Source organism: Burkholderia sp. Bp8963 (genome assembly GCF_003854275.1).
Classification (GTDB): Bacteria; Pseudomonadota; Gammaproteobacteria; order Burkholderiales; family Burkholderiaceae; genus Burkholderia.
This window is the reverse complement of sequence record NZ_QTQP01000006.1, coordinates 28,861-51,083: the sequence shown is the minus strand read 5'-3', so window position 1 is coordinate 51,083 and position 22,223 is coordinate 28,861. Positions and strand designations below refer to the sequence as shown.

Annotated in this window: 16 protein-coding genes; 12 read left to right on the top strand and 4 right to left on the bottom strand. The window is 68.0% G+C overall.

Features of this window, described 5'->3' with window-relative positions; genetic code table 11:
• Positions 1-30: 30 nt before the first annotated feature.
• Positions 31-1,263, bottom strand: a complete 1,233-nt coding sequence (gene dapC / locus DID96_RS06950) for a succinyldiaminopimelate transaminase (protein WP_124598603.1) — start codon at positions 1,261-1,263, stop codon at positions 31-33.
• Positions 1,264-1,424: 161 nt separating this feature from the next.
• Between dapC and DID96_RS06945 the strand changes: the two genes are divergently transcribed.
• The 5 genes from DID96_RS06945 to def all read left to right on the top strand — a co-directional run bounded on the left by DID96_RS06945 (position 1,425) and on the right by def (position 10,211).
• A complete protein-coding gene (locus DID96_RS06945) occupies positions 1,425-2,366 on the top strand; it encodes a DMT family transporter (protein WP_124598601.1) in 942 nt (313 codons plus the stop codon).
• Positions 2,367-2,504: 138 nt separating this feature from the next.
• Positions 2,505-6,017, top strand: a complete 3,513-nt coding sequence (gene smc, locus DID96_RS06940; protein ID WP_124598599.1) for a chromosome segregation protein SMC — start codon at positions 2,505-2,507, stop codon at positions 6,015-6,017.
• A 100-nt stretch (positions 6,018-6,117) separates the two neighbouring features.
• A complete protein-coding gene (locus tag DID96_RS06935; RefSeq protein WP_124598597.1) occupies positions 6,118-7,443 on the top strand; it encodes a cell division protein ZipA C-terminal FtsZ-binding domain-containing protein in 1,326 nt (441 codons plus the stop codon).
• Between the two features lie 165 nt (positions 7,444-7,608).
• Entirely contained in the window at positions 7,609-9,684 is a 2,076-nt protein-coding gene (gene ligA, locus DID96_RS06930; RefSeq protein WP_124598595.1) for an NAD-dependent DNA ligase LigA, read from the top strand.
• Positions 9,681-10,211: a peptide deformylase gene (gene def, locus DID96_RS06925; protein WP_124598594.1), complete on the top strand. Its 531-nt coding sequence runs from the start codon at positions 9,681-9,683 to the stop codon at positions 10,209-10,211. The genes ligA and def overlap by 4 nt, the downstream gene beginning before the upstream one ends.
• A 114-nt stretch (positions 10,212-10,325) precedes the next feature.
• On the opposite strand, the gene DID96_RS06920 is transcribed toward def, so the two are convergent.
• From DID96_RS06920 to map, 3 genes are read right to left on the bottom strand one after another with little or no spacing between them, the layout of a single operon-like run.
• Positions 10,326-12,158 (bottom strand): pseudouridine synthase, encoded by a 1,833-nt coding sequence (locus tag DID96_RS06920; RefSeq protein WP_124598592.1) that lies wholly within the window; start codon positions 12,156-12,158, stop codon positions 10,326-10,328.
• A gap of 16 nt (positions 12,159-12,174) precedes the next feature.
• Entirely contained in the window at positions 12,175-14,751 is a 2,577-nt protein-coding gene (locus DID96_RS06915; protein WP_124598591.1) for a [protein-PII] uridylyltransferase, read from the bottom strand.
• Positions 14,752-14,797: 46 nt separating this feature from the next.
• Positions 14,798-15,613: a type I methionyl aminopeptidase gene (map, locus tag DID96_RS06910; protein WP_124598589.1), complete on the bottom strand. Its 816-nt coding sequence runs from the start codon at positions 15,611-15,613 to the stop codon at positions 14,798-14,800.
• 408 nt (positions 15,614-16,021) lie between these two features.
• On the opposite strand from map, the gene rpsB reads away from it, so the two are divergent.
• From rpsB to DID96_RS06870, 7 genes are all read left to right on the top strand, one after another.
• The gene (gene rpsB, locus DID96_RS06900; RefSeq protein WP_124598587.1) at positions 16,022-16,768 is read left to right on the top strand and encodes a 30S ribosomal protein S2; all 747 of its coding nucleotides are present in this window, start codon (positions 16,022-16,024) and stop codon (positions 16,766-16,768) included.
• A 162-nt stretch (positions 16,769-16,930) separates the two neighbouring features.
• On the top strand, positions 16,931-17,812 hold the full coding sequence (gene tsf, locus DID96_RS06895) for a translation elongation factor Ts (protein ID WP_021159104.1): 882 nt from the start codon (positions 16,931-16,933) through the stop codon (positions 17,810-17,812).
• Between the two features lie 162 nt (positions 17,813-17,974).
• Positions 17,975-18,688 carry a UMP kinase gene (gene pyrH, locus DID96_RS06890; protein ID WP_026044643.1) on the top strand — a complete coding sequence of 238 codons (714 nt, stop codon included), beginning with the start codon at positions 17,975-17,977 and terminating at the stop codon, positions 18,686-18,688.
• A 100-nt stretch (positions 18,689-18,788) separates the two neighbouring features.
• Positions 18,789-19,349 carry a ribosome recycling factor gene (frr, locus tag DID96_RS06885; RefSeq protein WP_124598585.1) on the top strand — a complete coding sequence of 187 codons (561 nt, stop codon included), beginning with the start codon at positions 18,789-18,791 and terminating at the stop codon, positions 19,347-19,349.
• A gap of 49 nt (positions 19,350-19,398) precedes the next feature.
• A complete protein-coding gene (gene uppS, locus DID96_RS06880; protein WP_124598583.1) occupies positions 19,399-20,181 on the top strand; it encodes a polyprenyl diphosphate synthase in 783 nt (260 codons plus the stop codon).
• A complete protein-coding gene (locus DID96_RS06875) occupies positions 20,175-20,999 on the top strand; it encodes a phosphatidate cytidylyltransferase (RefSeq protein WP_124598581.1) in 825 nt (274 codons plus the stop codon). The genes uppS and DID96_RS06875 overlap by 7 nt, the downstream gene beginning before the upstream one ends.
• Positions 21,000-21,015: 16 nt before the next feature.
• Entirely contained in the window at positions 21,016-22,212 is a 1,197-nt protein-coding gene (locus DID96_RS06870; RefSeq protein WP_124598579.1) for a 1-deoxy-D-xylulose-5-phosphate reductoisomerase, read from the top strand.
• The last annotated feature ends 11 nt before the right edge of the window (positions 22,213-22,223 follow it).

Genomic DNA, 22,223 nt, shown 5'->3' with positions numbered 1-22,223 from the left:
GGAGATGGATGGAATTGATCGGGATCGCGATTACCGCGCGAGGCCGCGGCAGAAATCGACGATGCGTTGCGCGCCCTCGACGCATTCGGGGGTGCCCGCGACGAGCGCGATCCGGATGAAATCGCGGCCCGGGTTCGTGCCGTGCGCGTCGCGCGCGAGGTACGAGCCGGGCAGAACCGTCACATTATAGTCGGCGTACAGGCGCCGGGCGAACTCGGTGTCCGACAGCCCGGTGCGCGCGACGTTGGCCCACAGGTAGAACGCGGCGTCCGGCAGTTTCACGTCGATCACGTCCGCGAGCCTCGGCGTCACGGTGTTGAACTTCTGCACGTACAGCGCGCGGTTCTCGCGCACGTGCGCCTCGTCGCCCCATGCGGCGATGCTCGCCTGCTGCCAGACGGGCGACAGCGCGGCGCCGTGGTAGGTGCGGTACAGCAGGAATTTCTTCAGCAGCGCCGGGTCGCCCGCGACGAACCCCGAGCGCATGCCCGGCACGTTCGAGCGCTTCGACAGGCTCGACAGCATCACGAGCCGCTCGAAGCCGCGGCCGAGGCGGTGTGCGGCCTCGAGCCCGCCGAGCGGCGGCGTGGACTCGTCGAAATAGATCTCCGAATAGCATTCGTCGGACGCGATCACGAAGCCGTGGCGGTCCGACAGCGCGAACAGCTCGCGCCAGTCGTCGAGCGTGAGCACCGCGCCTGTCGGGTTGCCGGGCGAGCACACGTACAGCAGCTGGGTGCGCGCCCACACGTCGTCCGGCACGGCCGCGTAGTCGCATGCGAAGTTGCGGGCCGGATCGCTGTTCGCGAAGTACGGCTCGGCGCCCGCGAGCAGCGCCGCGCCTTCGTAAATTTGATAGAACGGATTCGGACAGAGTACGATCGCTTTCTTGCCGCTTTCGGTCCGGCTCGGGTCGATCACCGTCTGCGCGAGCGCGAACAGCGCTTCGCGCGAGCCGGATGCGGGCAGCACCTCGGTCGCCGGGTCGATCGCCGGCAGCCCGTAGCGGCGCTCGAGCCAGCGCGCGATCGACGTGCGCAGTGCGTCCGAGCCGGCCGTGGCCGGATAGCTGGCGAGGCCGTCGAGCGCGGCCACCGCGGCGTCGCGGATCAGCGCCGGGGTCGGGTGCTTGGGCTCGCCGATGCCGAAGCTGATCGGTTTCAGGCCGGCGGCGGGGGTCAAGTCCTTGAACAGGGCGCGCAGCTTTTCGAAAGGATAGGGCTGGAGCGAGTCGAGTCGTGGATTCACGGGCGAAGCGGCCATCGCGGCCGGTTGGAGCGAAAGGGGCGGCGTGCGCCGCGCGCTTGCGAAGCGGCGCCGGCGGCGCGGCGCGTGTCGCAGCCGACGATTATAGCGTGACGGAATGCGGGCACGGCGGGCGCAGATGCCCGCCGGATCACGAAAAATAGAGGGTATCGAACGAGATGAATAATGCAGTACGCGGCAGCCTGCCGACGCTGGCGATCCTGGTCGGCGCGTCGGTATGGGGCCTGATCTGGTATCCGCTGCGGATCCTTGCGTCGCTGGGCGTGACGGGCACCGCGGCGAGCGCGCTGACGAGCGTCGTCGCGTTCCTGTTCGTGATCGTCGCGCGGCGCAGCACGATCGCGACGCTGCGCTGGCACTGGGTGCTGCCCGGCATCGCGGTGACGGCCGGCGTGACGAACCTCGGCTTCGTGTGGGGCACGATCCACGGCGAGGTGTTGCGCGTGATGCTGCTGTTCTACCTGACCCCCGCGTGGACCGCGATCTACGCGCACTTCCTGCTGCGCGAACGGCTCACCTGGGCGGGCGCGGGGCTCGCCGCGCTGTCGATCTGCGGTGCGATGCTGATGCTGTGGTCGCCGAAGCTCGGCGTGCCGCTGCCGGCCAACCCGGCCGAATGGGCAGGGCTCGCGGCCGGGCTGAGCTTCGCGATGAGCAACGTGCTCGTGATCAAGGCGAGCCGCGAGCTGCCGGACATGCGTGCCGAGATGCGCACCGCGACGCTGTTCGGCGGCGCGGCCGTGTTCGGCGCGATCGCCGCGCTGTTCGAGGGGCTGCCGACCGTGCCGGCGAGCGGACAGCTCGGCGTCGTGGCGCTGATCATCGTCGGGATCGGCGTGACGATGGCGTCGAACAACCTGCTCGTCCAGTACGGGCTCGCCCGCGTGCCGGCGAACCGCGCGTCGATCATCATGCTGTTCGAGATCGTGATCACCGCGCTGTCGGCCTGGGTATTCGCGAACGAATTGCCGAGCTCGCGGGAATGGGCGGGCGGCGCGTGCATCGTGCTCGCGACGCTGCTGTCGAGCCGGGTCCACCGGTCGAGTCCGGCGCAGGACAAACCGGGCAGCGGTCGGGACCGCGCACGCGCGATGGTATGATTGGTGCCGTTTGCGGGGCCCAACGCTTAAGCGCGCGGCCCCGCTTTTGAATTCGGGGGCGCGCCGCGCGCAAGGGCCGGCTGGTCCGGCGCGGCGTGCCGCCGTCCGTTTCACACATTCTTCACATCCGATACCGCCGTGCGTCTGAGCTCGATCAAACTCGCTGGCTTCAAATCCTTCGTCGATCCCACGCATTTCCAGGTCCCGGGCCAGCTCGTCGGCGTCGTGGGCCCGAACGGTTGCGGCAAGTCCAACATCATCGATGCCGTGCGCTGGGTGCTCGGCGAGTCGCGCGCGTCCGAGCTGCGCGGTGAGTCGATGCAGGACGTGATCTTCAACGGCTCGACCGCCCGCAAGCCGGGCAGCCGGGCGAGCGTCGAACTGATCTTCGACAACTCCGACGGCCGTGCGGCCGGCCAATGGGGCCAGTACGGCGAGATCGCCGTGAAGCGCGTGCTGACGCGCGACGGCACGTCGAGCTACTACATCAACAACCTGCCGGCACGCCGCCGCGACATCCAGGACATCTTCCTCGGCACGGGCCTCGGGCCGCGCGCGTACGCGATCATCGGGCAGGGCATGATCGCGCGGATCATCGAGGCGAAGCCGGAAGAGCTGCGCGTGTTCCTCGAGGAAGCCGCGGGCGTGTCGAAGTACAAGGAGCGCCGTCGCGAGACCGAAAACCGGCTGCACGACACGCGCGAGAACCTGACGCGTGTCGAGGACATCATCCGCGAGCTTTCCGCGAACCTCGAGAAGCTCGAGGCGCAGGCAGTCGTCGCGACCCGGTACAAGGAACTCGTCGCCGACGGCGAGGAGAAGCAGCGCCTGTTGTGGCTGCTGCGCAAGAACGAGGCCGGCGGCGAGCAGCAGAAGCAGCAGCGTGCGATCGAGCAGGCGCAGATCGACCTCGAAGCGCAGACCGCGAAGCTGCGCGAAGTCGAGTCGCAGCTCGAGACGCTGCGCGTTGCGCACTACGCGGCGAGCGACGCGATGCAGGGCGCGCAAGGCGCGCTCTACGAAGCGAACGCCGAAGTCAGCCGGCTGGAAGCCGAGATCAGGTTCATTGTCGAATCGCGCAACCGCGTGCAGGCGCAGATTGCCGCGCTGAATGCGCAGCGCGAGCAGTGGCGCGCGCAGGCCGACAAGGCGCAGGACGAGCTCGAGGAAGCCGAGGAAGCGCGTGCGGTCGCCGACGAGAAGGCCGCGCTCGCCGAGGACGCCGCCGCGGCGAAGCACGACGCGCTGCCGGCGCTCGAGGCGACCTGGCGCGACGCGCAGGCGCAGCTCAACGACGAGCGTGGCCGGATCGCGCAGACCGAGCAGTCGCTGAAGCTCGAGGCCGCGCACCAGCGCAACGCCGACCAGCAGCTGCAGCAGCTGCAGCAGCGGCACGAGCGCCTGAAGGCGGAAGCGGGCGGCCTCGACGTGCCGGACGAAGCGCAGCTCGAGGAGTTGCGCATGCAGCTCGCCGAGCAGGAAGAAATTCTCGCCGACGCGCAGGCGCGCGTCGCGGACGCGCAGGAGACGGTGCCGCGCCTCGACGCCGAGCGCCGTGCCGCACATGAGCGCGTGCAGGCCGAAAGCGCGCAGATCCACCAGCTCGAGGCGCGTCTCGCCGCGCTGAGGCAACTGCAGGAGAACGTGCAGACCGAGGGCAAGGTGCAGCCGTGGCTCGACAAGCACGAGCTCGGCACGCTGCCGCGCCTGTGGAAGAAGCTGCACGTCGAGCCGGGCTGGGAAACGGCGCTCGAGGCCGTGCTGCGCGAGCGGCTCGCCGCGCTCGAAGTGTCGAATCTCGACTGGGTGAAGGCGTTCGCGACCGACGCGCCGCCGGCGAAGCTCGCGTTCTACGCACCGCCGCCGGCCGGCGAGCCGCCCGCGGCGGTCAGCGGGCTGCGCGCGGTGCTGTCGCTCGTGCGCATCGACGACGCGGGCATCCGTGCGGTGCTGAACGACTGGCTCGGCAACGTGTACGTCGCGGACGACGTCGCGCAGGCGCTCGCGACGCGTTCGCAGCTGCCGGCGGGCGGATCGTTCGTCGTCAAGGCCGGCCACATCGTCACGCGCGTCGGCGTGCAGCTGTATGCGGCCGATTCGGAGCAGGCGGGGATGCTCGCTCGCCAGCAGGAAATCGAGAACCTGACGCGCCAGGTGCGTGCGCAGGCGCTGCTCGCGGACGAAGCGAAGTCGGCCGTGGTGCGCGCGGAAGCCGCGCATACGCAGGCGGCCCAGGCGCTCGGCGACGTCCGCGCGCAGGCCGAACGCGCGACGCAGCGCGTGCATGCGCTGCAGATGGACGTGCTGAAGCTCGCGCAGGCGCACGAGCGCTATACGCAGCGCAGCACGCAGATTCGCGAGGAACTCGAGGAAATCGGCGCGCAGATCGAGGAGCAGCGTGCGCTGCGCGCGGAGTCGGAAGCGAATTTCGAGCGCTTCGACGGCGAGCTCGCGGAGCTGCAGGCGCGCTTCGAGGACAACCAGCTCGCGTTCGAGTCGCTCGACGAGTCGCTGACGCAGGCGCGCCAGGAAGCGCGCGATCTCGAGCGCGCAGCGAACGACGCGCGCTTCGCGGCCCGCAATGCGGTGACCCGGATCGACGAGCTGAAGCGCAGCATCCAGGTCGCGCACGAGCAGAGCGAGCGCGTGGCCGCGTCGCTGGAAGATGCGCGCGCCGAGCTCGAGACGATCAACGAGCAGACCGCGCACACCGGGCTGCAGGATGCGCTCGAGATTCGCGCGGTGAAGGAAGAGGCGCTGCAGGCCGCGCGCATCGAGCTCGACGACCTCACCGCGAAGCTGCGCGCATCGGACGAGCAGCGTCTCGTCGCCGAGCGCTCGCTGCAGCCGCTGCGCGACCGCATCACCGAATTGCAGCTGAAGGAGCAGGCCGCGCGCCTGTCCGTCGAGCAGTTCGCCGAGCAACTCGCGGCGGCGGAAGTCGACGAGGAAGCGCTGCGCGAGAAGCTCACGCCGGACCTGAAGCCGTCGTACCTGCAGGGCGAAGTGACGCGACTCAACAACGCGATCAACGCGCTCGGCCCCGTGAACATGGCCGCGCTCGACGAGCTGAAGGCCGCGAGCGAGCGCAAGGTGTTCCTCGACGCGCAGTCGGCCGACCTGACCGACGCGATCACGACGCTCGAGGACGCGATCCACAAGATCGACCAGGAAACCCGCACGCTGCTGCAGGGAACCTTCGACGAGGTCAACCGTCACTTCAGCGACCTGTTCCCGCGCCTGTTCGGCGGCGGCCAGGCGAAGCTGATCATGACGGGCGACGAGATTCTCGACGCCGGCGTGCAGGTGATGGCGCAGCCGCCCGGCAAGAAGAACGCGACGATCCACCTGCTGTCCGGCGGCGAGAAGGCGCTGACCGCGACCGCGCTGGTGTTCGCGATGTTCCAGCTGAACCCGGCGCCGTTCTGTCTGCTCGACGAGGTCGACGCGCCGCTCGACGACGCGAACACCGAACGTTTCGCGAACCTCGTGCGCGCGATGTCGAACAAGACGCAGTTCCTCTTCATCTCGCACAACAAGATCGCGATGGAGATGGCGCAGCAGCTGATCGGCGTGACGATGCAGGAGCAGGGCGTATCGCGGATCGTCGCGGTGGACATGGAAACCGCGGCGGGTTTTGCGCAGAATTGACGTTTGACGACACTGGCCCGCGGGTGCGCGGCAGGTCGATGCCCGACGCATCGACGCCCGCCCGCGAGTCCAACGAAAAAGAATTGCTGATGGAGCGTGCATGGACGAGTTGACACTCGGTTTGATCGGCGCGGGCGCGGTCGTGGTAGGCGGCGTCGTGGTCTATAACGCGTGGCAGGGCGCGAAGGTGCGGCGCAAGATGCCGCGTGCGATGCCGCAGGAGACGGCGGATGTGATGAACCGCCCCGAGCGCGACGATGAACTGCCGTTCATCGAGCCCGTGCGCCAGCCGACGCGCCGTGAACCGGCGGCGCCGGCCGCCGAGGCCGCAGCGGGCGCGGCGGCGGAAGCCGCACGCGTCGAGCCGACGTTCAGTGGGGCCGCCCTGGGTGGCGCGGCGCCTGCCGATATGCCGGCCGACCTGCAGGCCGAGGCGACGTCGGTCGACCTGCCGGCCGACGAGTCCGTCGAGTCGGTTGCATCGCCCGAAGCGGCGGAAGTGGCCAAAACGGCCAAAACGGCCAAGGCGGCGGAAGCGACCCGGGAAACCGCCGCGAATGAGCCGGTCGAGCCCGTGCTGCCGGCCGCGACGACGATTTCATCGGCGCCGCCCACGGTTGTCGACCGTCGCATTGACTGCATCGTGCCGATCCGCCTCGCGTCGCCGCTGCCCGGCGACAAGATCCTGCCGGTCGCGCAGCGCCTGCGTCGCGCAGGCAGCAAGCCGGTCCACATCGAAGGCAAGCCCGAGGGCGGCCACTGGGAGCTGCTGCAGAACGGCGTGCGCTACGAGGAGCTGCGCGCGGCCGCGCAGCTCGCGAATCGCGGCGGCCCGCTGAACGAGCTCGAGTTCTCGGAATTCGTGACGGGCGTCCAGCAGTTCGCCGACGCGATCGACGGCGCGCCCGAGTTCCCGGACATGATGGAAACGGTGTCGATGGCGCGCGAGCTCGACGGCTTCGCCGCGCAATGCGACGCGCAGCTGTCGATCAACGTGATGTCGGACGGCGCGCCGTGGTCGGCCAACTATGTGCAGGCGGTCGCATCGCAGGACGGCCTGCTGCTGTCGCGCGACGGCACGCGCTTCGTCAAGCTCGACGCGAAGCAGAACCCGGTGTTCATGCTGCAGTTCGGCGACACCAACTTCCTGCGCGACGACCTGACGTACAAGGGCGGCAACATGATCACGCTGGTGCTCGACGTGCCGGTTGCGGAAGAGGACATCCTGCCGTTCCGGCTGATGTGCGACTACGCGAAGTCGCTGTCCGAACGGATCGGCGCGCGGGTCGTCGACGACCAGCGCCGGCCGCTGCCGGAGTCGACGCTGCTCGCGATCGAGCAGCAACTGATGAAGCTGTACGCGAAGCTCGAACAGGCCGGCATTCCGGCCGGCTCGCCGGTCACGCGCCGGCTGTTCAGCCAGTAACGCGATGCGCGGGGCGTGGCTGGCGAGCTGCCGCCTGCGCAGCGGCGAGCCGGCCGGCGGCCCCTGCGCCGGGTGCCGCTTCGGGCGCCGCATCGGGTGCCCCGCTGCGGCGCCAAACTGAGATAATCTGGCATTCGAATTTCTCAGCAACACACTGCCGCCAGCATGGCCCGAACCCAAGCCGAACCGCCAGCCAGCCAGCCCGACGCACGCGCCGCGTGGCTGCGCGACCAACTCGAGCGGGCGAACTACGCCTACTACGTGCTCGACCAGCCGGAACTGCCCGACGCCGAGTACGACCGGCTGTTCGTCGAACTGCAGCAGCTCGAGGCAGACCATCCCGAACTCGTGACACCCGAATCGCCGACGCAGCGCGTCGGCGGCGAGGTCGCGAGCGGCTTCACGCCGGTCGTCCACGCGATGCCGATGCTGTCGCTGAACAACGGCTTCGAGGACGAGGACATCGTCGCGTTCGACAAGCGCGTCGCCGACGCACTCGACAAGGCCGCCGACCTCGCGGGCACCGTGACCGATCCGGTCGGATACGCGTGCGAGCTCAAGTTCGACGGCCTCGCGATCTCGCTGCGCTACGAGCACGGGGTATTCGTGCAGGCATCGACGCGCGGCGACGGCACGACGGGCGAGGACGTGACCGAGAACGTCCGCACGATCCGCTCGATTCCGCTGAAGCTGAAGGGCGCCGACCTGCCGGCCGTGCTCGACGTGCGCGGCGAGGTGCTGATGTTCAAGCGCGATTTCGCACGCCTGAACGAACGCCAGCGCGCCGCCGAGCAGCGCGAATTCGCGAATCCGCGCAACGCGGCCGCCGGCAGCCTGCGCCAGCTCGATCCGAAGATCACCGCGCAGCGCCCGCTGTCGTTCTTTGCGTACGGTATCGGCGTGCTTGAAGGCGCGGCGATGCCCGACACGCACAGCGCGCTGCTCGACTGGTACGAGGCGCTCGGCTTGCCGGTGAATCGCGAGCGCGCGGTCGTGCGCGGCGCGGACGGGCTCCTCGAATTCTTCCGCAAGATCGGCGAGAAACGCGAGTCGCTGCCGTATGACATCGACGGCGTCGTCTACAAGGTGAACCGGCGCGACGAGCAGGAGCGGCTTGGTTTCGTGTCGCGCGCGCCGCGCTTCGCGCTCGCGCACAAGTTCCCGGCGCAGGAGGCGCTCACGACGCTCGTCGCGATCGACGTGCAGGTCGGCCGCACCGGTGCGATCACGCCGGTCGCGCGCCTCGAGCCCGTGTTCGTCGGCGGCGCGACCGTGACCAACGCGACGCTGCACAACGAGGACGAGGTGCGCCGCAAGGATATCCGGATCGGCGATACCGTGATCGTGCGACGCGCGGGCGACGTGATCCCGGAAGTCGTCGGCGCGGTGCTCGACCGGCGGCCCGAGCACGCGGCCGAATTCGTGATGCCGACCGAATGCCCGGTGTGCGGCTCGAAGATCGAACGGCTGCCGGACGAGGCAATCGCTCGCTGCACGGGCGGCCTGTTCTGCCCGGCGCAGCGCAAGCAGGCACTCTGGCACTTCGCGCAGCGGCGCGCACTCGACATCGACGGGCTTGGCGAGAAGATCATCGACCAGCTCGTCGAGCTGAACCTCGTGCGCACGCCGGCCGACCTGTTCAACCTCGGTTTCGCGACGCTCGCCGAACTCGACCGGTTTGCGGAGAAATCTGCGCAGAACCTGCTCGATTCGCTCGAGAAGGCGAAGCACACGACGCTCGCGCGCTTCATCTACGCGCTCGGCATCCGCCACGTCGGCGAATCGACCGCGAAGGATCTCGCGAAGCATTTCGGCTCGCTGAACCCCATCATGGACGCGTCGATCGAGGAACTGCTCGAAGTCAACGATGTCGGGCCGATCGTCGCCGAGTCGATCCACCAGTTCTTCGCGGAGGACCACAACCGCACGGTGATCGAGCAGCTGCGCGCGCCCGGCAAGGTTACGTGGCCCGAAGGGCCGCCCGCGCCGAAGGCGCCGCAGGGCGTGCTGGCCGGCAAGACCGTCGTGCTGACGGGCACGCTGCCGACGCTCACGCGCGAAGCAGCGAAGGAAATGCTCGAGGCGGCCGGCGCGAAGGTCGCGGGTTCCGTGTCGAAGAAGACGGATTATGTCGTCGCGGGTGCGGAAGCGGGCAGCAAGCTCGCGAAGGCCGAGGAACTCGGCATCCCCGTGCTGGACGAAGACGGTTTGCACCAACTCCTGGAGGGCCACGCGCCATGATTCGCGAGATCCTGAAGATGGGCGATCCGCGCCTGCTCGAAATTGCCCGGCCGGTCGAGAAATTCGACACGCCCGAGTTGCACGCGCTCGTCGCGGACATGTTCGAAACGATGCACCACGCGGACGGCGCGGGGCTCGCGGCGCCGCAGATCGGTGTCGGCCTGCAGGTGATCATCTTCGGTTTCGGCAATAACAACCGCTATCCGGAAGCGCCGCCCGTGCCGGAAACCGTGCTGATCAACCCGAAGATCGAGTACATGCCGCCGGACATGGAGGAAGGCTGGGAGGGCTGCCTGTCGGTGCCGGGCATGCGCGGCGTCGTCAGCCGCTATGCGAAAGTGCGCTACAGCGGCTTCGACCAGCACGGCGCGAAGATCGACCGCATCGCCGAAGGGTTCCATGCGCGGGTTGTCCAGCACGAATACGATCACCTGATCGGCAAGCTGTATCCGATGCGGATCACCGACTTCACGCGCTTCGGGTTCACCGACGTGCTGTTTCCGGGGCTCGACGCGCAGGACGACTGACGGGCGCGCGGCTGGCCCGGTGCCGACCATTGTCAGGACGAGACGCCGAAACGAAAAAAAGCCCGCGCAAGCGGGCTTTATCACGACAGCGGCGCGCGACGCGGCCGCGCGTCGTCAGAACGTCTCGTCGGCCGACAGGTAGCGCCATTGCCCCTGCGGCAACGCGCCGAGCATCACGCGGCCCATCCGCACGCGCTTGAGGCCGATCACCTCGAGGCCGACCAGTTCGCACATGCGGCGGATCTGGCGTTTCTTGCCTTCGCGCAGCACGAAGCGCAGCTGCTCGCCGTTCTGCCAGCTCACCATCGCGGGCTTCAGCGCAACGCCGTCGAGTTCGAGGCCGTGGCGCAGCTTCGCGAGCGATTCCGCGGGGAAGTGCTGGTCGATGTCGAGGAGCCGTTCGCCGAAGCGCACGCGCACGAGGTATTCCTTGTCGATGTCCGACTGCTCGCCGATCAGTTGCTTCGCGATCCGGCCGTTCTGCGTCAGCACGAGCAGGCCGGTCGAATCGATGTCGAGCCGGCCGGCCGGCGCGAGCGAGTGCAGATGCTGCGGCGAAAAGCGCAGCGCCGAGCGGTCGCCGCTCCAGTGGTTCTCGCGCGTGATCAGCACGGTCGCGGGCTCGTAGCCGTCTTCCGCCTGGCCCGACACATAGCCGACCGGCTTGTGCAGCAGGATCGTCACCTGCGCGGCTTGTGCCGCACTGGCGCGCTCGTCGATCTCGATGCGCTGGTCGGGCCGCACCTTGGTGCCGAGCGTGTCGATGCGTTCGCCGTCGACCAGCACCCAGCCTTTCTCGATCCATTCGTCGGCTTCGCGGCGCGAGCAGAGGCCGAGCTCGGACATGCGTTTCGACAGGCGCATCAGGCCCGATTCGTCGCCGTGATCAGCGTCGGCCGCGCGGCGCTTCACCGGTTGCGCGGTCTTGAAGCTTGCGCTGGACGATGGCCGTTCGGCACTGCCGCGCCGGGCGGGAGCGTCCGGGCTGCGCGTGAAGCGTTCGCCGTCGCGCGGCGCGCGGGCCGGGCGTTCGGACGAGGTGCGGCGGTCGCCGAAGCTGCGCTTCGCGCCTTCGCCGCCCGTCGCGTCGCGATAGGCCGCGCGCTTGCCGCCTTCGGCGCCGGCGTTCGCGCGGCGGGGCCGCGCATCGTCGTCGCGGCGGGCCGGACGTGCGTCGGGCTTGCCGCGGCTGAACTTGCCGTCGGCGCTGCGGCGTTCGCCCGAGGGTCTTGCATTCGCGCCGCGATACGGACGGGATTCGCCGGCGCGGCCTTCGCCACGCTCGCCGCGTGCAGCGGGTTTGCCTTCCGCGCTGCGATATGGACGACCTTCGGGGCGACCTTCGGGGCGGCCTTCGCCACGCTCGAAGCGGCCGCCGGGTTTCGCGTCTGCGCCGCGATACGGACGCGTGTCGCTACGCTCGCCGCGCGCGGTAGGCTTGCCTTCCGCGCTGCGATATGGACGGCCTTCGGGACGACCTTCGGAACGACCCTCGCCACGCTCGAAGCGGCCGCCGGGTTTCGCGTCTGCGTTTCGAAACGGACGGGTGTCACCGCGCTCGCCACGTGCAGCAGGCTTGCCTTCCGCGCCGCGGTATGGGCGGCCTTCAGGACGGCCTTCGCCGGGGCGGCCGGCGCCACGTTCAGTGCGGCCGGTGGGCTTCGCATCACCGCCGCGGTAGCTGCGCTCGGCGCCGCCGTCACGCGGCGGGCGTTTCGCCGGCGCGCGATCCGCGCCCGGACGTTCCGCACCACCGGCGGCGCGCGGCTTGAACGTACGCTCGCCGGCCTCCTTCGGCGCGAGCGCCTTCTTCGGGCGGGCCGGCTTGGCGGCCGCGTCCGGCGCGGCGGCGCGCACCGGCTTGCGGGCGACGAGGCTGCCGGAACGGACGGGGGCGCGGGTCGGCGACGCCGGCCGCGGATTCTTGACGGTTAATTTGGTGCGCATAAACGCTGGAATGCTTTCAGACTGCGATCGCGCGCAGTAACTCGGTTTCGACTTGAATCTGCAGACGGTTGTCGGACAGGCCGGCGCCGTCGAGCAGGAAGATGTCCTCGACGCGTTCGCCGAGCGTATTGATCCGCGCCGCATGGACGCCGACCCGGTGCTCGGCCAGCACGCGCGCGATCGAATAAAGAAGGCCCGGCCGGTCGTTGGCGGACACGGACAGGATGTAGTACTGGCCGCGCTCGTCGGCCCGCAGGTCGACACGCGGCGTGATCGGAAACGTGCGCGACAGCCGCGACAGCCGGCCCTTGGACGGTTCCGGCAGCGGCGAGGCCTCGGCGAGGCGCATCGCCAGCTGCTGTTCGACGAGATTCGCGATGTCGCGGTACTGCACGTCGTGCTCGGTCTGCGTGACGATGAAGTTGTCGAGCGCGTAGCCGTGCCGCGTCGTGCTGACGCGGGCGTCGAGCACCGACAGCCCGTTGCGGTCGAAGTACGCGCAGATGCCCGCGAACAGGTCCGCGCGGTCCTTCACGTAGACGAGCACTTGCAGCGCATCGCCGACGGGCGACGGCCGCGCGCGGACGATCGCCGTCTCGGCGTTCACGTGCCGGTACAGCACGCGGGTCTGCCACGCGATGTCGGCGGCGTCGTGGCGCAGGAAGAAGCCGACGTCGAGCTGGTCCCACAGCGCGCGGTGCGCGTCCGTGGGCACGGTTTCGAGGCGCAGCAGCGCGAGCGCTTCCTCCTGGCGGGACTTCAGCTCGGAGTGCGCGTCCGGCTGCGCACCGCCGAGGACGGCGAGCGTCGCGCGGTAAAGGTCCTCGAGCAGCTTGCCCTTCCACGCGTTCCAGACCTTCGGGCTCGTGCCGCGGATGTCGGCGACGGTCAGCAGGTAGAGCGCCGTCAGCCGGCGCTCGGTGCCGACGAGGTCGGCGAAGCGCTTGATCACTTCCGGATCGCTCGTGTCCTGCTTTTGCGCGACCTGGCTCATCGTCAGGTGATGCTGGACGAGCCACACGACGAGCGCCGAGTCGTCGGCGGCAATCCCGTGCTCGCGGCAGAAGCGGCGCGCGTCGGCCATCCCGAGCTGCGAATGATCGCCGCCGCGGCCCTTCGCGATGTCGTGGAACAGCGCCGCGACGTACAGCACCCACGGCCGCTCGAAGTTGCCGATCAGCTGGCTGCAGAACGGATACTCGTGCGCATGCTCGGCGACCGCGAAGCGGCGGATGTTGCGCAGCACCATCAGAATGTGCTGGTCGACCGTGTACACGTGATACAGGTCGTGCTGCATCTGGCCGACGATGCGGCGGAAATTCAGCAGGTAGCGGCCGAGCACGCTCGTCTGGTTCATCAGCCGGAATGCGTGCGTGATGCCTTCCGGCTGCTGCAGGATCTGCATGAACGTGCGGCGGTTCTGCGGATCGCGCCGCCACGCGTTGTTCATGATCTCGCGCGAGTTGTACAGCGCCCGCAGCGTGCGCGCGGACAGCCCCTTCACGCCGCGCGTCGTCTCGTACAGCAGGAACGCCTCGAGGATCGCGTCCGGATGGCGCTCGAACACGTCGTCCGCGGCGATCTCGAGCATCCCCTGCTTCTCGACGAAGCGCTCGGGCGACAGCACGCGCGTGATGCCGCTCGTCGCCGGGAACAGCTGGGCCTCGATGTTCTGGATCAGGATCGTCGCGAGCTGCGTGACGGCCTTCGCGGCCCAGTAGTAGCGGCGCATCAGCTGTTCGCTCGCGCGCTTGGCGGGCGTCGGCTTGTAGCCGAAGCTTTCGGCCGCCTGGGTCTGCAGGTCGAACACGAGCATGTCCTGGCGGCGCCCGGCGATCACGTGCAGCCGCGCGCGCAGCGTCTTCAGGAAGCTTTCGTTGCGGCGCAGCTCGCGTGCCTCGCGGTCGGTGATGAGGCCGCGCGTGTCGAGTTCGCGCCAGCTGCTGCCGAAGCCGGCCGCGCGCGCGATCCACAGGATCGTCTGCAGGTCGCGCAGCCCGCCCGGGCTTTCCTTCACGTTCGGCTCGAGGCTGTACGGCGTGTCCTGGAACTTCGCGTGACGCTGGCGCATCTCGAGCACCTTCGCGGTGAAGAACGCACGGGCGTCGAGCGCCTCGTGGTAGCGCACCGTGAAACGCTCGAACAGCGCGGTGCTGCCGACGATGCGGCGCGCCTCGAGCAGCGACGTCTGCACCGTGACGTCGTGCGACGCCTCCTCGATGCATTGCGCGACCGTGCGCACGCTGCTGCCGATCTCGAGGCCGAGATCCCACGCCATGCCGATGAAGCGCTCGATCCGCGCGTCGAGCTCGGCGTCGCGCCCGTCGGGCAGCAGCACGAGGATGTCGACGTCGGAATAGGGCGCGAGCTCGCCGCGCCCGTAGCCGCCGACCGCGACGAGCGCGAGCGTCGCCGGCAGCCCGCAATCGTCCCACACGCATTTCAGCGCGTCGTCGGTCGCTTTCGACAGCGCGTGCATCAGCGATGCGACGTTCGCTGCGCTGCGAAAGCGCGCAAGCAGGTCGGTCTTGACGGCCTTGAGTTCGGCGCGCCGCGACAGCGCTTCGGTCGAGGGGGCGGCGTGAGCGCTCATCGGTGGCGGATCAGGTGACGGGCAGGGCGGGCTGGCGCGGACGCGCTCAGACCGCCGCGGCCGAGTTGGCGAACACGGGGCGGGCCGGCGAGCCGGCGGACACCGTCAGCACGTCGTACCCGGTCTCGGTGACGAGCACCGTGTGCTCCCACTGCGCGGACAGGCTGCGGTCGCGCGTCTTGACCGTCCACTGGTCGGGCATCGTGCGGATGTCGCGCTTGCCGGCGTTGATCATCGGCTCGATCGTGAAGATCATCCCCGGTTTCAGCTCGACGCCGGTGCCCGGACGGCCGTAGTGGACGACCTGCGGATCCTCGTGGAACACCGTGCCGATCCCGTGGCCGCAGTATTCGCGCACGACGCTGTAGCCCTGCGCTTCCGCGTGCTTCTGGATTGCGTGGCCGATGTCGCCGAGATGCGCGCCCGGTTTGACCTGGTCGATGCCGAGCCACATGCATTCGTAGGTGGTCTGCACGAGGCGCTTCGCGAGGATCGAGCCTTCGCCGACGATGAACATCCGGCTCGTGTCGCCGAAGTAACCGTCCTTGATCACGGTGATGTCGATGTTGAGCGCATCGCCGTTCTTGATCGTCTTGTCGCCCGGGATGCCGTGGCAGATCACGTCGTTGACCGAGATGCAGGTGGCCTTCGGGTACGGCGGGTAGCCGGGCGGCTGGTAGTTCAGCGGTGCGGGAACCGTGCCCTGTTCCTTCACCATGTACTCATGGCAGAGGCGATCGAGCTCGGCCGTCGTGATGCCCGCGACGACGTGCGGGGTGATGAAATCGAGCACTTCGCTCGCCAGACGGCAGGCGACGCGCATCTGCGCGATATCGTGTTCGTTTTTGAGCGTAATAGCCATCGAGGTGTGCCTGGAAAGCGGTGAATTGACGAATTATCGCACCTTATGCCGTGCGTCGCAGCCCCCGGGCGCTTGCGCGGACGCGGGTTTTTGCGGATTGCCGTGCGCGTGGCGACCGGTGCGGCAAAGTGGCGGGCGACTTGAGAGCCGACAAATGGGCGTGCTATACTCTTTGGCTAAGTCGACACTCAAATGCCTGTCATGCCCCGATCCGTTCCGATTCGGGGGCGGCGTTTGCGGTGCAGGCTTGCGGCACGGGCATTCCGCACGTGCCGAATCGCAAGCCGGCGCAACCAGGGTGCCGGCCGCGCTGAATCCGGCCTCCTTCGGGGAGGCAAGCCTTTCGGGGCGCGTTCGCGCGGCAGGTACGGCGGCCGGCTTAAGACCCAACCCTCGTGGAGAATTTACATGGCAGTTACGATGCGCCAAATGCTGGAAGCAGGTGTCCACTTCGGTCACCAGACCCGCTTCTGGAACCCGAAGATGGCTCCGTTCATTTTCGGTCACCGCAACAAGATTCACATCATCAACCTCGAAAAGACGCTGCCGATGTTCACGGACGCACAGAAGTACGTGCGCCAGCTGGCAGCGAACCGCGGCACGATCCTGTTCGTCGGCACGAAGCGTCAATCGCGTGACACGATCGCCCAGGAAGCGCAGCGCGCAGGCATGCCGTTCGTCAACGCACGCTGGCTCGGCGGCATGATGACCAACTTCAAGACGCTGAAGGTATCGATCAAGCGCCTGAAGGACATGGAAGCGGCAGTCGAGGCAGGCGAGCTCGAGAAGATGAGCAAGAAGGAAGCACTGCTGTTCGAACGCGAAATCGCCAAGCTGCAGAAGTCGATCGGCGGCGTGAAGGACATGGGCGGCATTCCGGACGCAATCTTCGTCGTCGACGTCGGCTACCACAAGATTGCCGTTACCGAAGCGAACAAGCTGGGCGTGCCGGTCATCGCCGTGGTCGATACGAACCACTCGCCGGAAGGTGTGGATTACGTGATCCCGGGTAACGACGACTCGAGCAAGGCCGTCGCGCTGTACGCTGAAGGCGTGGCCGACGCGATCCTCGAAGGCCGTGCGAACGCGGTCAACGAAGTGGTCCAGGCAGTGCGCAGCGGCGGCGACGACGAGTACGTCGAGGAAAACGCGTAACTGGCCCCGAGCCGGCGCAAAAAGGGGGCTCTCAACAGGCCCCCTTTTTTTAAGCTTGTGCGCCGGACCTGATCGCGCCGCGTTGGCGCGGGTCCGGAAACGAATCCCGGCCGCTCGCGTCAAAGCGGGCGGCGTTGTGAATACAGACTCAAGGAGCGAATGATGGCGGCAATTACCGCAAGCATGGTGGCAGAACTGCGCGCAAAGACCGACGCACCGATGATGGAGTGCAAGAAGGCGCTGACGGAAGCCGACGGCGATCTGGCCAAGGCTGAAGAGCTGCTGCGCGTCAAGCTCGGCAACAAGGCGAGCAAGGCGGCATCGCGCGTGACGGCCGAAGGCGTCGTCGCATCGTTCGTCGGCGGCAATGCCGGCGCGCTCGTCGAACTGAACTGCGAAACCGACTTCGTCGCGAAGAACGACGACTTCCTCGCATTCTCGAAGACCGTCGCCGAACTCGTCGCGACGCAAAACCCGGCTGACGTGGCAGCGCTGTCGGCACTGCCGCTCGAAGGCTCGACGGTCGACGCAGTGCGCCTGGCACTGATCGGCAAGATCGGCGAGAACGTCTCGATCCGCCGTTTCGTCCGTTTCGAAACCGCAAACAAGATCGCAACGTACCTGCACGGCGCGCGTATCGGCGTGATCGTCGAGTACACGGGTGCGGAAGAGCAGGTCGGCAAGGACGTCGCGATGCACATCGCGGCAATGAAGCCGGTCGCGCTGTCGTCGGCTGACGTGCCGGCCGAGCTGATCGAGACGGAGCGCCGCGTGGCCGAGCAGAAGGCTGCGGAATCGGGCAAGCCGGCCGAGATCGTCGCGAAGATGGTCGACGGCAGCGTCCAGAAGTACCTGAAGGAAGTGTCGCTGCTGAACCAGACGTTCGTGAAGAATGACAAGCAGACGATCGAGCAGATGCTGAAGGCAGCCAATGCTGCAGTGCAGAAGTTCGCGCTGTTCGTCGTCGGCGAAGGCATCGAGAAGCGTCAGGACGACTTCGCCGCCGAAGTGGCCGCGCAAGTTGCAGCAGCAAAGCAGCAGTAAGCCGTCGTAATCCAGCAATACCCGCGGCGGGCGTCCGTCCCGCCGCGGCCGGCGGCGCCGCCGGCTGTCCGGCAGGTCCGGTCTGGCCGGTGGCGCTTGCCCGAATCAGTATTTCGCCCCTACAGTTCGTGGTTGTCATCCTCTCGTCGCTCGGAAGCCCCTATGCCCAATGCCTATAAACGCGTCCTCCTCAAACTTTCCGGCGAAGCGCTGATGGGCGACGATGCCTTTGGCATCAATCGCGCTACGATCGAACGGATGGTGGCCGACATCGCCGAAGTCGTGCGTCTCGGCACGCAGCTCGCGGTGGTGATCGGGGGCGGTAATATTTTCCGCGGCGTCGCGGGCGGCGCGGCCGGCATGGACCGCGCGACGGCCGACTACATGGGGATGCTGGCGACGATGATGAACGCGCTGGCGCTGCAGGACGCGATGCGCCACGCGGGCATCGAGGCGCGCGTGCAGTCGGCACTGCGGATGGACCAGGTCGTCGAGCCGTACATCCGTCCCCGCGCGATCCGCCAGCTCGAGGAGGGCCGGGTGGTGATCTTCGCGGCCGGTACCGGCAACCCGTTCTTCACGACCGACACGGCCGCTGCGCTGCGCGGCTCGGAAGTGGGCGCGGAGGTCGTGCTGAAGGCGACGAAGGTCGACGGTGTCTATTCGGCCGATCCGAAGAAGGATCCGTCCGCCACGCGCTATACGACGATCACCTTCGACGAGGCGATCAGCCGTAACCTGCAGGTGATGGACGCGACCGCGTTCGCGCTCTGCCGCGACCAGAAGCTGCCGATTCGCGTGTTTTCGATCAACAAGCCGGGCGCGCTCAAGCGCATCGTGCTGGGCGAGGACGAAGGTACGCTCGTCCACGTGTAAACTCCCGCGGATGCGGGCTGCCGGCGCGGGTGACCGGCGCGGTGCCGTCGGGCGCGCGCTGGCCCGCGTTCATTGAAGATTTGAAGGTTCGGAGGTTGAAATGAGTGTCGCTGATGTCAAGAAGGGCGTAGAGCAGAAGATGCAGCGCTCGATCGAAGCGTTCAAGAACGATCTGGCGAAGATCCGCACGGGTCGCGCGCACACGGGCCTGCTCGATCACGTGCAGGTCGACTACTACGGCTCGATGGTGCCGATCTCGCAGGTAGCCAACCTGACGCTCGTCGACGCGCGCACGATCGGCGTGCAGCCGTGGGAAAAGAACATGGTCGCGAAGGTCGAGAAGGCGATCCGCGAAGCCGACCTCGGCCTGAACCCGGCGACGTCCGGCGACCTGATCCGCGTGCCGATGCCGCCGCTGACGGAAGAGCGCCGCCGCGAGCTGACGAAGGTCGTCAAGAGCGAAGGCGAGACCGCGAAGGTCGCGATCCGCAACCTGCGCCGCGACGCGAACGAGCAGCTCAAGAAGCTCGTGAAGGACAAGGAAATCTCGGAAGACGACGAGCGCCGTGCCGGCGACGACGTGCAGAAGCTGACCGACAAGCACGTCGCCGAAGTCGACAAGCTCGTGCAGAGCAAGGAAGCCGAGATCATGACGGTCTGACGACCGTCCTCGCGTGCCGCCTTCTTTCCGCATTACAGTCTCAACGGCCATGACCTATACCAGCTCTACCGTTCGCGTGCCTGACGTCGGCGTCGTGCCGCGTCACATCGCGATCATCATGGACGGCAACGGCCGTTGGGCGACCGAACGCCGCCTGCCGCGCGTCGCGGGGCACACGCGCGGCGTGGACGCCGTGCGGGCGGTCGTCGAAGGTTGCGCGCGCGCCGGCGTCGAATACCTGACGCTGTTCGCGTTCAGCTCGGAAAACTGGCGGCGGCCGAACGACGAAGTGTCGTTCCTGATGCGGCTGTTCATCACCGCGCTCGAGCGCGAGGTCGGCAAGCTTCATGCGAACGGGATCCGCCTGCGTGTGGTTGGCGATCTCGATCGTTTCGAGCCGCGCATCCGCGACCTGATCCGCCGCGCCGAAACCAAGACGGCGCGCAACACGCGCCTCACGCTCACCATCGCCGCGAACTACGGCGGCCGGTGGGACATCCTGCAGGCGACGAAGAAACTCGTCGAGCAGGCATTGCGCGAGGGCCGCGAGGTGGAAATCAGCGAGGCATCGTTCGCGCCCCACCTGGCGATGGCCTACGCGCCGGAACCCGATCTCTTCATCCGCACCGGCGGCGAGCAGCGCATCAGCAACTTCCTGCTGTGGCAGCTCGCGTACGCCGAATTCTATTTCACCGACAAATACTGGCCGGATTTCGACGGTGCTGCGCTGGCCGACGCGCTGGCGTCGTACACCGAGCGCGAGCGCCGTTTCGGACGCACGAGCGCGCAGGTCGAGTCGCAGTCGCAGAACGCCGACTCCCTTTCATGCTGAAAACCCGTGTAATCACGGCGATCGTGCTGCTGGCGGTGCTGCTGCCGGTGACGCTGTTCGCGCCGTTGATGGCGTTCGGCGCGCTGATCGGCGTCGTGCTGGTGTTCGCCGCGTGGGAATGGGCGCGCCTGCTGAAGCTGCGCGGCGCCGGCCCGGTCGTCTACGCGGTCGTTGCCGCGCTGGCACTGTTCGCAACGACGCGGCTCGGCGTCGGTGACGCCACATCCCGTCCGCTCTTTGCGGCAGCCGGCGTGTTCTGGCTGCTGGTCGGCCCGTTCACGCTCAGTCGCAAGCCGGTGCTCGCCGGCGGCGTGTGGCAGCCGTTCCTGCTGCTGGCCGGCGTCGTGATCTTCGCGGCCTGCTGGCATGCGCTCGTCGCCGCGCGTGCGCAGGGCGTGCCGTTCGTTCTGTCGCTGCTGCTCGTCGTCTGGCTGGCCGACATCGGCGCATATTTCGCGGGCAAGGCCTTCGGCAAGCGTAAACTCGCAGTTACGATCAGCCCCGGGAAGAGCTGGGAAGGGGCCGTCGGCGGCTGGCTCGCCGTGATGATCGTCGCGAGCGTCGCGATGGCCGCGCACCTGTTCGAGCCGACCCTTTTTTCCGCCTTTGCCGCGCAGTTCGGCGGGCCGGGCGCCTGGGCGGCACTGACGCTGCTCGTCGCGTACAGCGTGATCGGCGACCTGTTCGAGTCGCTGCTGAAGCGCCAGGCCGGCGTGAAGGACTCGAGCGGGCTCCTGCCGGGACACGGCGGCGTGCTCGACCGTGTCGACGCGCTGCTGCCCGTGCTGCCGCTCGCGATGCTGCTGTTTCACGGTTAAAACCTACACTTCTGTTATGCAAAAACGCCTGACATTGCTCGGTTCCACGGGCTCGATCGGAGACAGCACGCTCGACGTGGTCGCGCGCCATCCGGAGCGCTTTTCGGTTTACGCGCTGACTGCGCACCGCAACGGCGACAAGCTGGTCGCCCAGTGCCTGCGCTTCGCGCCCGAAGTGGCCGTGGTCGGCGATGCCGAGACGGCCGCGCAGGTCGAAGCGCAACTGCGCGCGGCCGGCAGCAAGACCGAGGTAGCCTACGGGCCGCAGGCGCTCGTCGACGTGTCGAAGAGCGACCAGTGCGACACCGTCGTCGCGGCGATTGTCGGTGCGGCCGGTCTCGCACCGAGCCTCGCGGCCGCGCGTGCCGGCAAGCGCATCCTGCTCGCGAACAAGGAATCGCTCGTGATGTCGGGCGCGATCTTCATGGACGCGGTGCGCGACCACGGCGCGATCCTGCTGCCGGTCGACAGCGAACACAACGCGATCTTCCAGTGCATGCCGCGCGACGCGGCCGAGCACGGCGGGATCGCGAAGATCATCCTGACCGCGTCGGGCGGCCCGTTCCGCACCCGCGAGCCGGCGACGCTCGTCGACGTGACGCCCGACGAGGCGTGCAAGCACCCGAACTGGGTGATGGGCCGCAAGATCTCGGTCGATTCCGCGACGATGATGAACAAGGGCCTCGAGGTGATCGAGGCGCACTGGATCTTCGGGCTGCCGGGCGACCGGATCGACGTGCTGATCCATCCGCAGAGCGTGATCCATTCGCTCGTGTCGTACCGCGACGGCTCGGTGCTCGCGCAGCTCGGCAACCCCGACATGCGCACGCCGATCGCGCATGCGCTTGCCTACCCGGACCGCGTCGACGCGGGCGTCGAACAGCTCGACCTCGCGCAGATCGCGCAGCTGTCGTTCGAGAAGCCCGACTACGCGCGCTTCCCGTGCCTCGCGCTCGCGCTGAAGGCGCTGGCCGAAGGCGGCATCGCGAGCGCCGCGTTGAACGCGGCGAACGAGATCGCGGTCGAAGCGTTTCTCACGCGCCGGATCGGCTTCATGGCGATCGCGTCGACGGTCGACGCAGTCCTCAACGCACTGCCGAACCGCGCACCGAACGGGCTCGACGACGTCCTGGCGGCGGATGCCGAGGCACGCCGCCTCGCCGCCGAGATCATTGCCAAAGCGCCTGCGCCACGCGTGGAGCGCACTGCCTGAATGAGGTGCTC

Excerpts from the sequence above, each read along its gene's own strand:
- dapC (WP_124598603.1), bottom strand. The coding sequence starts at position 1,263 with ATGGCCGCTTCGCCCGTGAATCCACGACTCGACTCGCTCCAGCCCTAT.
- DID96_RS06945 (WP_124598601.1), top strand. The coding sequence starts at position 1,425 with ATGAATAATGCAGTACGCGGCAGCCTGCCGACGCTGGCGATCCTGGTC.
- DID96_RS06935 (WP_124598597.1), top strand. The coding sequence starts at position 6,118 with ATGGACGAGTTGACACTCGGTTTGATCGGCGCGGGCGCGGTCGTGGTA.
- ligA (WP_124598595.1), top strand. The coding sequence starts at position 7,609 with ATGGCCCGAACCCAAGCCGAACCGCCAGCCAGCCAGCCCGACGCACGC.
- def (WP_124598594.1), top strand. The coding sequence starts at position 9,681 with ATGATTCGCGAGATCCTGAAGATGGGCGATCCGCGCCTGCTCGAAATT.
- DID96_RS06920 (WP_124598592.1), bottom strand. The coding sequence starts at position 12,158 with ATGCGCACCAAATTAACCGTCAAGAATCCGCGGCCGGCGTCGCCGACC.
- DID96_RS06915 (WP_124598591.1), bottom strand. The coding sequence starts at position 14,751 with ATGAGCGCTCACGCCGCCCCCTCGACCGAAGCGCTGTCGCGGCGCGCC.
- map (WP_124598589.1), bottom strand. The coding sequence starts at position 15,613 with ATGGCTATTACGCTCAAAAACGAACACGATATCGCGCAGATGCGCGTC.
- rpsB (WP_124598587.1), top strand. The coding sequence starts at position 16,022 with ATGGCAGTTACGATGCGCCAAATGCTGGAAGCAGGTGTCCACTTCGGT.
- tsf (WP_021159104.1), top strand. The coding sequence starts at position 16,931 with ATGGCGGCAATTACCGCAAGCATGGTGGCAGAACTGCGCGCAAAGACC.
- pyrH (WP_026044643.1), top strand. The coding sequence starts at position 17,975 with ATGCCCAATGCCTATAAACGCGTCCTCCTCAAACTTTCCGGCGAAGCG.
- frr (WP_124598585.1), top strand. The coding sequence starts at position 18,789 with ATGAGTGTCGCTGATGTCAAGAAGGGCGTAGAGCAGAAGATGCAGCGC.
- uppS (WP_124598583.1), top strand. The coding sequence starts at position 19,399 with ATGACCTATACCAGCTCTACCGTTCGCGTGCCTGACGTCGGCGTCGTG.
- DID96_RS06875 (WP_124598581.1), top strand. The coding sequence starts at position 20,175 with ATGCTGAAAACCCGTGTAATCACGGCGATCGTGCTGCTGGCGGTGCTG.
- DID96_RS06870 (WP_124598579.1), top strand. The coding sequence starts at position 21,016 with ATGCAAAAACGCCTGACATTGCTCGGTTCCACGGGCTCGATCGGAGAC.